General features: G+C 73.8%; 10 protein-coding genes. 5 read left to right on the top strand and 5 right to left on the bottom strand.

The window, feature by feature from the left end:
* Positions 1-87 precede the first annotated feature (87 nt).
* The gene (locus tag AB0A61_RS15635; protein WP_361291872.1) at positions 88-1,638 is read left to right on the top strand and encodes a M1 family metallopeptidase; all 1,551 of its coding nucleotides are present in this window, start codon (positions 88-90) and stop codon (positions 1,636-1,638) included.
* A 92-nt stretch (positions 1,639-1,730) separates the two neighbouring features.
* Here AB0A61_RS15635 and AB0A61_RS15630 read toward each other — a convergent pair whose 3' ends face one another.
* Positions 1,731-2,150, bottom strand: coding sequence for a DUF4186 domain-containing protein (locus AB0A61_RS15630; protein ID WP_361291870.1), 420 nt, complete (start codon positions 2,148-2,150; stop codon positions 1,731-1,733).
* A gap of 229 nt (positions 2,151-2,379) precedes the next feature.
* Between AB0A61_RS15630 and AB0A61_RS15625 the strand changes: the two genes are divergently transcribed.
* Positions 2,380-3,579, top strand: coding sequence for an AI-2E family transporter (locus AB0A61_RS15625; protein ID WP_361291868.1), 1,200 nt, complete (start codon positions 2,380-2,382; stop codon positions 3,577-3,579).
* An 84-nt stretch (positions 3,580-3,663) separates the two neighbouring features.
* Here the strand turns inward: AB0A61_RS15625 and AB0A61_RS15620 are convergent, their stop codons facing one another.
* The 3 genes from AB0A61_RS15620 to AB0A61_RS15610 all read right to left on the bottom strand — a co-directional run bounded on the left by AB0A61_RS15620 (position 3,664) and on the right by AB0A61_RS15610 (position 7,530).
* Entirely contained in the window at positions 3,664-4,758 is a 1,095-nt protein-coding gene (locus AB0A61_RS15620; protein WP_361291866.1) for a mechanosensitive ion channel family protein, read from the bottom strand.
* 199 nt (positions 4,759-4,957) lie between these two features.
* Positions 4,958-6,490: an amino acid permease gene (locus AB0A61_RS15615; protein WP_361291864.1), complete on the bottom strand. Its 1,533-nt coding sequence runs from the start codon at positions 6,488-6,490 to the stop codon at positions 4,958-4,960.
* A 41-nt stretch (positions 6,491-6,531) separates the two neighbouring features.
* A complete protein-coding gene (locus AB0A61_RS15610; RefSeq protein ID WP_361291862.1) occupies positions 6,532-7,530 on the bottom strand; it encodes a hypothetical protein in 999 nt (332 codons plus the stop codon).
* A gap of 274 nt (positions 7,531-7,804) precedes the next feature.
* Between AB0A61_RS15610 and AB0A61_RS15605 the strand changes: the two genes are divergently transcribed.
* From AB0A61_RS15605 to AB0A61_RS15595, 3 genes are read left to right on the top strand one after another with little or no spacing between them, the layout of a single operon-like run.
* Positions 7,805-9,235: an FGGY family carbohydrate kinase gene (locus AB0A61_RS15605; protein ID WP_361291860.1), complete on the top strand. Its 1,431-nt coding sequence runs from the start codon at positions 7,805-7,807 to the stop codon at positions 9,233-9,235.
* A complete protein-coding gene (locus AB0A61_RS15600) occupies positions 9,232-10,635 on the top strand; it encodes an FAD-dependent oxidoreductase (protein WP_361291858.1) in 1,404 nt (467 codons plus the stop codon). The genes AB0A61_RS15605 and AB0A61_RS15600 overlap by 4 nt, the downstream gene beginning before the upstream one ends.
* On the top strand, positions 10,632-11,855 hold the full coding sequence (locus tag AB0A61_RS15595) for an FAD-dependent oxidoreductase (RefSeq protein ID WP_361291856.1): 1,224 nt from the start codon (positions 10,632-10,634) through the stop codon (positions 11,853-11,855). The genes AB0A61_RS15600 and AB0A61_RS15595 overlap by 4 nt, the downstream gene beginning before the upstream one ends.
* A gap of 304 nt (positions 11,856-12,159) precedes the next feature.
* On the opposite strand, the gene AB0A61_RS15590 is transcribed toward AB0A61_RS15595, so the two are convergent.
* A complete protein-coding gene (locus tag AB0A61_RS15590) occupies positions 12,160-12,924 on the bottom strand; it encodes a crotonase/enoyl-CoA hydratase family protein (protein ID WP_361291854.1) in 765 nt (254 codons plus the stop codon).
* Between the last annotated feature and the right edge of the window lie 213 nt (positions 12,925-13,137).

The raw sequence follows: 13,137 nt of genomic DNA, 5'->3' as shown, positions 1-13,137 counted from the left end.
GCCGCTTTTTCGCGGTCAGGGGAGTTGATCGGCTCCTTGACCCGACGGCCGGCCCCGACCAGCCGGCCGCCCGAGCGAAAGCGGACCATGAGATATCGCACCAGAGTGACGGCCCCGGCGGCCGCCCTCATCGGCACCGCCGCGGCGCTGACCGCGGGATCGACGGCGTACGCCCGGCCCGCGGACCCGGGGGACACCGGCTCCCCGGGCCCGGAGACCCTCGGCGACCCCGTCTTCCCGAGCCTCGGCAACGACGGCTACCGCGTCGCGGCCTACCACCTCGACATCGCCTACGACGCGACGACCAGGCTGGTCGACGCCACCGCCACCCTGGAGATCCGCACCACCCGGCCCCTGACGCGGTTCTCGCTCGACGCCCTGGGCCTGGACATACGGGCCGTGCGCGTGGCCGGCCGCACGGCCGCCTTCGAGCAGGCGGACGAGAAGCTGCGGATCACCCCCGACCGCGCCCTGCCGGAGAAGGCCTGGGCCACCGTCTGCGTGGAGTACTCCGCCGACCCGCGCCGCAGCCTGCCGCACACCGGCTGGGTCGTCACACCGGACGGGTTCGCGGTGTGCGGCCAGCCGAACTCCGCGCACACCGTCTTCCCCTGCAACGACCACCCGTCCGACAAGGCCGACTTCACCTTCCGCGTCACGGTCCCGAACGGCCTGCGCGGAGTCGCGGGCGGCCTCCTGGTCCGCACCGAGAACCTGGACGGCGGCCGGACCGCGTACACGTACCGCTCCCGCTCGCCGATGGCCACCGAACTGGTGCAGATCACCGTCGGCGACTACGTCGTCAAGGACCGCCGGGGCCCGCACGGCCTGCCGCTGCGCGACGTCGTGCCCACCGCCCGCGCGGCCGCCCTGGAACCGGCGCTGTCACTGACCCCCGGCCAGGTCGACTGGCTGGAACAGCGCCTCGGCGCCTTCCCGTTCGAGACGTACGGCCTGCTGCCCTGCAACTCCGACGACCCGAACGCCTTCGACTTCACCGGCCTGGAGACCCAGACCCTCACCCTGTACAAGCCGAACTTCCTGCTCCAGGAGGAGAAGAAGATCGGCTCGCACATGATGCACGAGCTGGTCCACTCCTACTTCGGCAACAGCGTCAGCCCCGCCACCTGGGCCGACCTGTGGCTCAACGAGGGGCACGCCGACTTCTACGGGCTGCTGTACCGCTACGAGCGCGGCTGGCCCGACTCGCTGGGCCTGACCACCATGGAGGCCCGGATGAAGGACACCTACGCGCGCGGCGACCAGTGGCGGCACGACTCCGGACCGGTGGCCGCGCCGAACGCGGTCAACCTGTTCGACAGCCAGCGCTACCTGGGCGGTGTGCTGGTGCTGTACGCGCTGCGGCAGGCCGTCGGCGACGAGGTCTTCGCCGCCGTCGAGCGCACCTTCCTCGACCGGTACCGCAACGCCTCGGCGACGACCGAGGACTACATCGCCGTCGCTTCGCAGGTGTCCGGCCAGGACCAGTCGGGCTTCCTGCGCGAGTGGCTGTACGGCACCAGTACGCCCCGGATGCCCGGCCACCCGGACTGGACGGTCACGCCGGTGAGCCCGTCCCTCGCCGTGCCGCACGTCCGCGGGAACGGCCACCACCACGACGCCTCGGCCACCCTCTGAGGCCCGCGGGCCGTGGGCCGGGCTGACGCCGGGGGCCGTCGGCGCCGACGGGTCCGTCAGTCGTGGTCGGCTCGCCGGCCGTGGCCGGGCCGTCAGCCCTGGCGGGCGGAGGGAGCTCCGCCCGCCACCTCGCGCTCGATCCAGCGGCAGATCACGTCCACCACATAGGCGCGCTCCTCGCGGCTCAGTTCCCGCCCCTTGGGGATCCGGTGCCAGCGCTCCAGGCAGGTACGGCAGCACGTCGCGGTGGCGTGCTGGGCGACGAAGACCGGGTGGCCCCGGTAAGGGGTCTGCTTGCCGTCCTTGTACGGCTCGGCCGGTGCCAGCCGGGCGGCGATCAGGTCGTAGGCGTGCCATCGCATGGTGGCGGGCCCGCGCAGTTCGGCGGTGGCCAGGTCCCGCCCGCGCAGATGGAACTTCGCCCGGAACGGATCGCGGGCGATCGTCTCCAGCCGCCGGTCGAGCGCGCGGGCGGACCGATCGGGCACCGATGGGTCGGGAGAAGATGTCATGCTGCCTCGAGCATAGGACGTGCCAGTGGCACCCCGGCAACCGGCATGAACGTCCCTCGGGCGGACACCCGCTGTGGCAGGAGATCCCCGGCGGCGGCCCGGAGTCCCGCTCGGGCGTGACGGCCGGTGCGGCCGCGTGGCGGTGGGATCCGTGGTGGAGGCCGAACGGCGCGGAGGTGGTCCCGACGCGCGGGCGCGGCCGTTCATCGCGGGGTGAGGAGGCCTGCGCATGAGTGCTGCACTGCCCAACGGCGGCGGCGATCGACGCCCTGGCCGCGCCACGCTCGCCGAGGACCGGCGAGTACACCCCGTGGGCGCGGAAACGCCGGGCGAGAGCCCGCACGCCCCGCATGCCCCGCATGCCGCAGGCGGTGCGCGTGCCCACGACCGGGCGAGAACCGGCGTGGGCCTCGGGTCGTGGGCGAGGGTGGGGTTCGGGTTCGGCCTCGGGGCGATGCTGGCGTGGCTCGTGGTGCAGACGGTGCTGCAGATCAGTGAGCTGCTGTCGTTGTTCCTGGTGGCGATCTTCGTCGCGATGGGACTGGAACCGCTGGTCGCCTGGCTGACGCGTCACCGCATGCGGCGTGGCTGGGCGGTCACCGTGGTCCTGCTCGGCTTCGCGCTGTGTGTGGCCGGGTTCGTGGCGCTGATCGTTCCTCCCGTCACCGACGAGGTCAACTCGCTGGCCAAGGCCGTGCCGACCTGGCTGAACGAGCTCCACAACCACCACACACCGCTCGGCCGCCTGGAGGACCGCTACCACCTGCTGGCCAGGGCGCGGTCCACCCTGACCTCCACGGGCGGGTCCGGCCTTGCCGGCGGTCTGCTCGGGGCGGGGAAGATGGTGGCGAGCGTGATCACCTCCACGGTGATCGTGCTCGTGGTGACCATCTACCTGATGGCGGCCCTGCCCGTGATCAAGAGGTTCGGCCTCCGCTTCGTCGCCGCGAGCAAGCGGCCCCGGGCACAGACGGTCACGGACGAGATCCTGAGCCGGACCGGCCGCTTCATGCTGGCCAACCTGGTCACCTCAGGCATCGCGGGCATTGCCACCTTCGCCTGGTGCGCGGGCATCGGCGTGCCCTACCCCGCCGCTCTCGGCTTCTTCGTCGCCCTGATGGATCTGATCCCCGTGGCCGGCTCGACGATCGGCGGGGTGGTCGTCAGCCTGGTCGCCCTGTCGGTCTCCCTGCCCGTCGCGGGCGCCACAGCGGGCTTCTACGTCGCCTTCCGCCTTGCCGAGGACTACCTGATCATGCCGCGGGCGATGAAGTACGCGGTCCGCGTGCACCCCGTGGTCACCGTGGTCGGCGTCCTGGCCGGAGGCGCCCTGCTGGGCATCATCGGCGCCCTGGTCGCCGTACCGGCCGCCGTCGCCATCGGCGTCCTCCTGGACGAGTACCTCTTCCCGAGGACCGACGCGGCCTGACCGCGGACCGGGGCGCCCGCCGAACGCCCGGCCGGGAGCCCGGGCCCGCACCAGCCGGGAGCCCGGGCCCGCGCCCCGCACTGGCTAACCGGCGACCGCGGAGCCCACCCCCACGTCGTCTCCGCCGCCGCGCTGCTGAGGGATGGTTGCCGAGCCCTGCTGGAGGGCCACCGTCCGGGTCGGGGCCGGGATGCGGATGCCCTCCTCGCGGTAGCGGCGGTGCAGGCGCTTGATGAACTCGTGCTTGATCCGGTACTGGTCGCTGAACTCGCCGACGCCCAGGATCACCGTGAAGCCGATCCGCGAGTCGCCGAACGTGTGGAAGCGGACGGCCGGCTCGTGGTCGGGCACGGCGCCGGTGATCTCCTGCATCACCTCGGCGACGACCTCCTTGGTCACCCGCTCCACGTGCTCCAGGTCGCTGTCGTAGCCGACCCCGACCTGCACCAGAACCGTCAACTGCTGCTCGGGCCGCGTGAAGTTGGTCATGTTCGTCTTCGCGAGCTGCCCGTTGGGAATGACGACCAGGTTGTTGGACAGCTGCCGGACCGTCGTCTGGCGCCAGTTGATGTCCTCGACGTAGCCCTCCTCACCCGTGCTCAGCCGGATGTAGTCGCCGGGCTGGACGGTCCTGGAGGCGAGGATGTGCACACCGGCGAAGAGGTTGGCGAGCGTGTCCTGCAGGGCGAGCGCGACCGCGAGACCGCCCACGCCCAGGGCGGTGAGCAGCGGCGCTATGGAGATGCCCAGGGTCTGCAGGACCACCAGGAAACCGATCGCCAGGACCAGGATCCGGGTGATGTTGACGAAGATCGTGGCCGATCCGGCGACACCGGAGCGGGACTGGGTGACCGTCTGCACCAGCCCGGTGATCACCCGGGCCGCCGACAGCGTCGCCACGAAGATCAGCAGCACGCTGAGCGTCTGGTTCACATGGTGCTGCACGGTCCGGGTCAGCGGCAGCACCGCCGCCGCGGATGCCGCGCCGCCCGCGATCGCCGCCCACGGCACCACCGTGCGCAGCGCGTCCACGATGACGTCGTCGCCGCTCCAGCGGGTGCGCTTGGCGTGCTTGGCCAGCCAGCGCAGCAGTGTGCGCGACAGGAACGCCGCCACCAGGCCCGCGGCCACGGCGATGCCGGCGAGGATCAGGTCGTCCAGGGTCACAGCGCGGTTCACCGGTCACCTCCGGGGACACCTGCTGCGGCGCACGGCGCCGCCGACGGCCGGATGTGAAGTCGTGTCACGTAGTCACCTGCTCGATTCCGGGATGTGCGATCGCGCCGGCCGGTACCGGTACCGGTGACCGGCGCGATCGTTCATCCTGCCGTATCCGGCACGGCAGTTCGTACCGGGAGCGGCGGGAGGGCCGGATCGCTCAGACGATGCCCTCGGCCAGTTCGGCCTGGTCGCGGTCGCTGCCGTAGGCGGCCGTGGTGGGCGTGCCGTACGAACGGCGGGCGACGTACCACCACACGCTGGCCAGGACGAGTACGACGGCGAGGGCGACCGACGCGTAGTTCATCGTGTCGACGGTCACCGGCGACGACTGCGGCAGGCAGAACAGCACGGTGACCAGGGCCACCCACACCACGGCGATCCAGCCGACCGGCCTGCTCCACCGGCCCAGACTCCACGGGCCCGGCCGGAAACGGTCGCCCGCGCGCAGCCGCAGCAGCACCGGGATCGCGTACGCGGGCGTGATGCCGATGACGTTGATGGCGGTGACCGCGCCGTACGCCGTCGTCGAGTACAGCGACGGCAGGGCCAGCAGACAGGCGACCGCGACCGACAGCCACACCGCGGCGACCGGGGTCTGGGTGCGGCTGCTGACCCGGCGCCACAGTCCCGAGCCGGGCAGGGCCTTGTCCCGGCTGAACGCGAACACCATGCGGCTGGCCGCCGCCACCTCGGCGTTGCCGCAGAACAACTGGGCCACGACGACGACGAGCAGCAGGACACTGGCGCCGTCCGGGCCCAGGCCGTCGAGCAGGATCTGCGCGGGCGGCACCCCCGTGGCGCTGTTGCGGGTCGCGTCGTAGTCCTGGATGGCGAAGGTCAGGCCCGCCAGCAGTACGAAACCGGCGATCCACGACACCCAGATGGAGCGCACGATGCCGCGTGCCGCCGACACCGAGGCGTTGGAGGTCTCCTCCGAGAGATGGGCGGAGGCGTCGTAGCCGGAGAAGGTGTACTGCGCGAGCAGCAGGCCGACGGCCGCCACGTACACGGGACTGGACCACCCGGTGTCGTTGACGAACTTCGTGAACACGAATGAGGCGGATCGGTGGTGGGCGGGCACGATCGCCAGCGCGCCCACGATGAGTCCCACGCCGGCCAGATGCCACCACACGGAGACGGAGTTGAGCAGGCTGACCAGCCGCACGCCGAACAGGTTCAGCACCGCGTGCAGCAGCAGGATCGCGACGAAGATCAGCATGGTCCTGCCGGGGGTCGGCTGGAAGCCCCACCGGAGGTTGGCGAAGGCCCCGGTGAACAGGGCGGCGCCGTAGTCGATGCCGGCGATCGCACCGAGCAGACCGAGCAGGTTCAGCCAGCCCGTGTACCAGCCCCAGCGTCGGCCGCCGAGCCGGTCGGCCATGTAGTACAGGGCGCCGGAGGTCGGATAGGCGCTGGTGACCTCCGCCAGCGCCAGCCCGACGCAGAGCACGAACAGGCCGACACCCGCCCAGCCCCACAGCATCACGGCGGGGCCGCCGGTGGAGAGACCGAAGCCGTACAGGGTCATGCAGCCGGACAGGACCGAGATCACCGAGAAGCTGATCGCGAAGTTGCCGAAGCCGCCCATCCGGCGGGCCAGCACCGGGCGGTAGCCGAGCTCGCGCAGCCGCTGTTCCTCGTCGTGCTGCGGCAGACCCGGCAGGGGGGACGGATCAGAGGTGCGGGACATACGGAAACCTCCGAGAAGATCGACACAACGAACAGGGGCGGCTAGGGGCGGTCGGACTCGTCCGCCGCCGCGCGGCAGCGGGCCCGGGCCTGGAGGAAGACCTGCACGGCCGCGGCCCGGTCGCGGGGGTCGGGGACGCGGTGGGCCCAGGGCAGGGGCGTCCAGTACGGGCCGAGCGCGTCGAACACCCGGGCCGCGTCCCCGAAACGCAGGGCGCCCCACAGGGCGTGCGCCAGATGGTTGAGGTCCAGCAGGGAGCGCTCGGGGGTGTCCGTGTGCTCGAACCAGGAGTGCAGCGCGCGCTGCGCCTCGCGGGTGGCGTCCTCGGCGACCCAGTGCAGGTCCAGCGCCGCGTCGTGCCCGCCGCCCCGGCGGTAGCGTTCGACCCGTACGTACAGCGGCAGTACGTGCAGCGCGGAGCCCGGCGGCGCGGAACCGGCGACCCACTGGGCGTAACCGGCCGCCTCCGCGGGCCGGTCCGAGGGTCCGCGCGCGTAGAGGAACTGCAGCATCCGGTGGTGCGCCTCGCGGTTGTGCGGGTCCCGCTTGTCGGCCTCGGCGAGCAGTCCCCACGGCCCCGGCGGCAGCGTCGGCTCCGGCGCCGCCACCCGGTGCTCCTCCCAGCTCAGTTCGCCGTCGAGCTGGGCCAGCGCCAGCAGGCACAACCACGGCACCGGGTCCTGCGGGGCGATCCGGCTGGCGGTATGGCTCGCGTCCCAGGCCTCGATCCACAGCTCGTGCGTCCGGCGGTGGCGCTCCCGCCGTGCCCGCAGCGCTCGTTCCACGGCGACCCGGGCGTGCATCACCGCGGCCGGCACGCTCTCCGGCTCCTCCGCGCGCCAGGCGCGCACCACGTCGGTACCGGCGGCCGCGGCCGCCAGAACCTGGGTGCGCTGCGTCCACTGCCACCAGGCCGTGGTCCGCTCCAGCAGGTCCCGCATCGCCATCCAGCGCCCGGTGCGCAGGTCCTGCAGGGCCGTGCGCAGGGCCGGGTCGTGGCCCGCCGGGTCGTAGGCGGGACGTGCTCCTTCTCGGGCCATCAGCCGTCCGCTCCGGTCCTCGATCGGGACGGAACGGCAGGGTGGAGTAACAACAGCCCTCCCCAGGGCGGCGGTCGAGGAGCACGTGCGGTCGGCGGTCACTATAGAGGCGGACCCTTCCGGACCACTGCACCTTTCCCGATCCTCCCGAACCCCGGTACGAATCAGCACGGTTGCCCCCGAACCCAGTACGGTCGGCGGCCACTCGACGCCGCTTGACGCGGTGCGGCGAGCGGCGGCAGGCTGTCGCGCAGTGATCGGCGGAAGGGGTGCGATGACGGGTCCGGTGCTCGCCGTGGACCAGGGCACGTCCGGCACCAAGGCACTGGTCGTCTGCCCCGAGCGGGGCGTCGTCGGCACCGGGTTCGCGGCCGTGCGGCCCCGGAACCTGCCCGGTGGTCTGGTCGAGGCCGACCCCGCCGAGCTGTACGCCTCCGTGCTCGACGCCGGGCGCCGGGCCCTCGACGAGGCGGGCGTACCGGTCGTGGCGATGGGGCTGGCCAACCAGGGCGAGACGGTGCTCGCCTGGGACCGGGCGACGGGCCGGCCGCTGACCGACGCGCTGGTGTGGCAGGACAGGCGGGCACAGAACGTCTGCGACGAACTCGCCGAGCACGCCGAGGAGTTGCGGCAGCTGACCGGACTGCCCCTCGACCCGTACTTCGCCGCGCCCAAGATGGCCTGGATCCGCCGGCACCTCACCCGCGACGGCGTGGTCACCACCTCCGACGCATGGCTGGTCCACCGGCTCACCGGCGCCTTCGTCACCGACGCGGCGACCGCCGGCCGCACCCAGCTGCTCGACCTCGACCGCGTCGCATGGTCGCCGCGCGCCCTGGAGCTGTACGGGCTGGCGGGGGAGGGGCTGCCGGACGTCGTCGACACGGCGGCCCACGTCGGCACGACCACCGCCTTCGGCCCCGAGATCCCGGTCACCGGCCTGATCGTCGACCAGCAGGCCGCCCTGCTCGCCCAGCGGATCACGGGGCCCGGCGGGGCCAAGTGCACCTACGGCACCGGCGCGTTCCTCCTCGCACACACCGGCGACACGCCCCGGCGCGGCACCTCGGGCCTGGTCAGCTGCGTCGCCTGGCGGCTCGCGGGACGCACCGGCTACTGCCTGGACGGGCAGGTGTACACCGCCGCCTCCGCAGTGCGCTGGCTCACCGAACTCGGCGTCCTCACCGAGGCCGCGGACCTCGACCGCGTGGGCGGCACCGTGCCCGACACCGGCGGCGTCACCTTCGTACCGGCGCTGGCCGGGCTCGCCGCCCCCTGGTGGCGCGGCGACGTGCGCGGCTCGCTGACCGGCCTCGGCCTCGACACCACGCCCGGGCACCTGGTGCGCGCCCTGTGCGAGGGCCTGGCGGCCCAGGTCGCCGAACTCGCCCAGGCCGCCGCGACCGACCTGGGCAGCCCGCCGGACTCCCTGCGCGTCGACGGCGGCCTGACCCGCTCGGCCCTGCTCATGCAGATCCAGGCCGACCTGCTGCAACGCCCGGTCGAGGTGTCCGCGCTGCCCGAGGCGACCGCGCTCGGCGCCGCCGCCCTGGCCCGGCTGGGAGCCGACCCCCGGGCGGCCGTCGAAGACACCCTCCCGGACTGGAAGCCGGCCGCCGTGTACGAGCCGCGCATCAGCCCCGGCGAGGCCGAGGCGCGCCGAGGCGCCTTCCGCGCCGCCGTCGCCTCCCTGCTGAGCCCGTGACGGTCACCACGCGGGGGGCGCTGCCCGCGCAGGCGTACGACGTGGCGGTCGTCGGTGCCGGAGTGGTCGGCTGCGCGATCGCCCGCGAACTGGCCCGGCACCCCCGGCTGCGGGTCGCCCTCGTCGAGGCCGGGGAGGATGTCGGCGAGGGCACCTCCAAGGCCAACACCGCCATCCTGCACACCGGCTTCGACGCGCCCCCCGGTTCCCTCGAGGCCCGCCTCGTCCGCGACGGCGGCCGCCAACTGGCCGACTACGCCGCCGAGTCCGGCATCCCCGTCGAACGGGTCGGCGCACTGCTCGTCGCCTGGGACGAGGACCAGCTCGCCGCCCTGCCCCGCCTCGCCGAGAAGTCCGAGCGCAACGACTGCCACGACACCCGCCTGATCGAGCCCGCCGAGCTGTACGCCCGCGAGCCGCACCTCGGCCCCGGCGCCCTCGGCGCGCTGCACGTGCCCGGCGAGAGCATCGTCTGCCCGTGGACCACGACCCTGGCGTACGCGACACAGGCGGTCCGGCACGGCGTCGACCTGCATCTCGACTGCCGGGTACGGCAGGCCCGTCGGAGCGAGGAGGGTCACCTCATCGACACCACCCGGGGGACCCTGCGCACCCGGTACCTGGTCAACGCGGCCGGACTGCACGCCGACGACCTCGACCGGCAACTCGGCCACCACGACTTCACCGTCACCCCGCGCCGCGGCCAGCTGATCGTCTTCGACAAGTTCGCCCGGTCCCTGCTCCGGCACATCCTGCTGCCCGTCCCGACGGCCCTCGGCAAGGGGGTCCTGGTCGCCCCGACGGTGTACGGCAACGTCCTGCTCGGCCCCACCGCCGAGGACCTCGACGACAAGCGGGCCACCGGCTCGACCGCCGACGGCCTGGCCCTGCTGCGGGAGAAGGGCCGCCACATCCTCCCCGAACTGCTGGAGGAGGAGGTCACCGCCGTCTATGCCGGCCTGCGTGCCGCGACCGAGCACGAGGACTACCGCATCACCGCCCACCCCGGCCAGGCCTGCGTCACCGTCGGCGGCATCCGCTCCACCGGGCTGACCGCCTCCCTCGCCATCGCCGCCCACGTCGTCGAGTCGCTGGCCGGCACCGGCCTCGGCCTCGGCCCGGTGCGGGACCTGGCTCCGGTGCGCATGCCGAACCTGGGCGAGGCCTTCCCACGCCCGTACCAGCGCGCCGACCTCATCGCCGCCGACCCCGAGTACGGCGCCCTCGTCTGCCACTGCGAGCGCGTCTCACGCGGCGAGATCCGTGACGCGCTCCGCAGTACGGTCCCGCCGCGCAGCCTGGACGGACTGCGCCGCCGCACCCGGGCCAGGGCGGGCCGCTGCCAGGGCTTTTACTGCTCGGCCGCGGTACGGGCGCTGTTCGAGGAGGCGGCGAGGTGACCGGAGTACGCCACGTCGACGTCCTCGTCGTCGGGGCCGGCCCCGCCGGACTGGCGGCCGCCGCCCGCCTGGCCGCCTCCGGTGCGGGCCGCATCGAGGTGCTCGACCGGGAGCGGCAGTCCGGGGGAGTGCCCCGGCATTGTGCGCACGGCGGCTTCGGCACCTGGCTGCACCCGCTGACCGGCCCGGCCTACGCCCGTTTGCTCACCCGGGCCACGGTGAGCGCCGGAGCGGTCCTGCGCACCGGCGTGACCGCCCTGGACTGGGCGGGCCCCCGGACACTCACGGCCGTCGGCCCGGACGGCCCGGAGACGATCGAGGCCAGGGCCGTCGTCCTGGCCACCGGCGCCCGCGAACGCCCGCGCGCGGCCCGGCCGGTGCCGGGCACCCGTCCCGCCGGGGTGTACACGACGGGCGAACTGCAGCAGGCGGTGCACCTGTACGAGCAGCACATCGGCACCCGGGCCGTGGTGGTCGGCGCCGAGGACGTCTCCTACGCGGCGGCCGGCACCGTACGCGGCTCGGGAGCACACGTCGTGGCCATGGTCACCGACCTGCCCCGCGACCAGGCGGCCCCCGGACGCTCCCTGGACGCCCGGCTGCGCCACGGCATCCCGCTGCTCACCGGCACCACGGTGACCGAACTCCTCGGCCGGGGACGGCTGTCCGGCGTCCGGGTACGCCACCGCGACGGCCGCAGTGCCGTACTGCCCTGCGACACCGTCGTGTTCACCGGCGACTTCGTACCGGAGGACGAACTCGCCCGCCGCGGCGGCCTCGGCCTCGACCCCGGCACCCGCGGCCCCGCCGTCGACGGCCGCCTGCGCAGCTCGCACCCGGGCGTGTTCGCCGCGGGGAGCGTGCTGCACCCTGCCGAGAGCGCGGCCACGGCGGCCCGGGAGGGCGCGCACGCGGCTGCCGCCGTGCGGGAGTGGCTCACCGGCGCCGGATGGCCGGCCGGGGTCCCGCTCGCCGTGGCCGCCCCGCTGCGCTGGATCGCCCCCCACCGCGTCGCCACGGGCGACGACCTGCCCTACGTGCTGCGGACCACGGCCGTACTGCACCGCCCCACGCTGCACGTCACCCAGAACGGCCGCCTGCTGCACCGCGAGTGGCCGCGCGTGCGGGCCGCGGTCCCGAACCGGCCCCTGCCCCTGACCGCCCGCTGGACGCACCGCGTCGACCCCGAGGGCGGTCCGGTACTCGTGACGGTGACCTAGTGTCCTGCGCCTGAAGTCCATCGGTAGATCTGCCTCGTCTCGGTGATCGGATTCACGCTGCCGACCAGGCGCGTTGACCGTCCGCGGCTCAGCCGGAACTGCCTGGGAACTTCCGGCGCAGGACACTAGCGGGTGTCGTTCGGATCACTGCGGATCAGGCCGCGGCGGTGGGGTGCCTCGCAGGGCGGAGCATGACCCGCGTACCGGGCGTACTCGGGTCATGCGACAACGCGGCGAGGTGCCGTGCCGGGCGTCGCGGACCCGCGGTGATCCGGACGACACCCCCCAGGGACAGCCGGTCCGCTCACAGATCCGTGAAGGAACCGTGCCGCCCCGCACCCCGGGCGAACCGGGCCGCCCCGTCACGGCTCTGCGACAGGACCCCCATGCCGTGCCGCAGCTCACCGCGCAGCGCCGCGTCCTGCGCCAGCCCCTCCTGTTCCAGCAGGGAGGCCCGGTCGGAGCGCAGGCAGGCCTGCGGGAACCGGGCGATCTGCGCCGCCAGTTCCTCCGCCCGAGCACGGGCACGCCCGACCGGCACGACCCGGTTCGCGAGCCCCATCTCATACGCCTCGCGGGCCGGCACCGGGCGGCCCGTGAGGATCATGTCCAGCGCGCGGCTGGTGCCGATCAGCCGGGGCAGCCGTACCGTACCGCCGTCGATCAGCGGCACGCCCCAGCGGCGGCAGAACACCCCGAACACCGCGTCCTCCTCCGCCACCCGCAGATCGCACCACAGCGCCAGCTCCAGGCCACCGGCGACGGCGTGCCCCGCGACCGCCGCGATCACCGGCTTGGACAGCCGCATCCGGGTCGGCCCCATCGGCCCGTCGCCCTCCTCGGCGACCCGGTTGCCGCGCTCGGTGCCGATCGCCTTCAGGTCCGCGCCCGCGCAGAACGTGCCGCCCTCGCCCCACAGCACCGCGACCCGGGCCTCGTCGTCGGCCTCGAACGCCCGGAACGCGGCGGCGAGTTCCTCGGCCGTCGGGCCGTCCACGGCGTTGCGGGCCTCCGGCCGGGCGAGTACGACCGTGGTGACGGGGCCCTGGCGTTCGATGCGGACCGGCATGGCGGTGGCCTCCTTCTCGACGAGAGCGGCAGGCTACCGGCTCATGGGTGCGCGCAGCCGGTCGCCCGCGCGGACCGGGCTCGCGGCAGGGGTGCACCAGGACACCGCGACGGCGGCACGGCGGTACCGGCTCCGGACACGCCAGGCGTACGGGCTCCGGAGACGACGGGCGGTACCGGCTCCGACAGGACGAAGTCCCGGCCGGCCCCCCGG

Origin of the sequence: Streptomyces sp. NPDC046197 (assembly GCF_040646295.1) — a bacterium.
GTDB lineage: Bacteria > Actinomycetota > Actinomycetes > Streptomycetales > Streptomycetaceae > Streptomyces.
Note: the sequence above shows the minus strand (reverse complement) of the source record. Positions and strands in the feature narration are given on the sequence as shown.

Coding starts and splice junctions, on each gene's coding strand:
- AB0A61_RS15635 (WP_361291872.1), top strand. CDS start 88: ATGAGATATCGCACCAGAGTGACGGCCCCGGCGGCCGCCCTCATCGGC.
- AB0A61_RS15630 (WP_361291870.1), bottom strand. CDS start 2,150: ATGACATCTTCTCCCGACCCATCGGTGCCCGATCGGTCCGCCCGCGCG.
- AB0A61_RS15625 (WP_361291868.1), top strand. CDS start 2,380: ATGAGTGCTGCACTGCCCAACGGCGGCGGCGATCGACGCCCTGGCCGC.
- AB0A61_RS15615 (WP_361291864.1), bottom strand. CDS start 6,490: ATGTCCCGCACCTCTGATCCGTCCCCCCTGCCGGGTCTGCCGCAGCAC.
- AB0A61_RS15610 (WP_361291862.1), bottom strand. CDS start 7,530: ATGGCCCGAGAAGGAGCACGTCCCGCCTACGACCCGGCGGGCCACGAC.
- AB0A61_RS15605 (WP_361291860.1), top strand. CDS start 7,805: ATGACGGGTCCGGTGCTCGCCGTGGACCAGGGCACGTCCGGCACCAAG.
- AB0A61_RS15590 (WP_361291854.1), bottom strand. CDS start 12,924: ATGCCGGTCCGCATCGAACGCCAGGGCCCCGTCACCACGGTCGTACTC.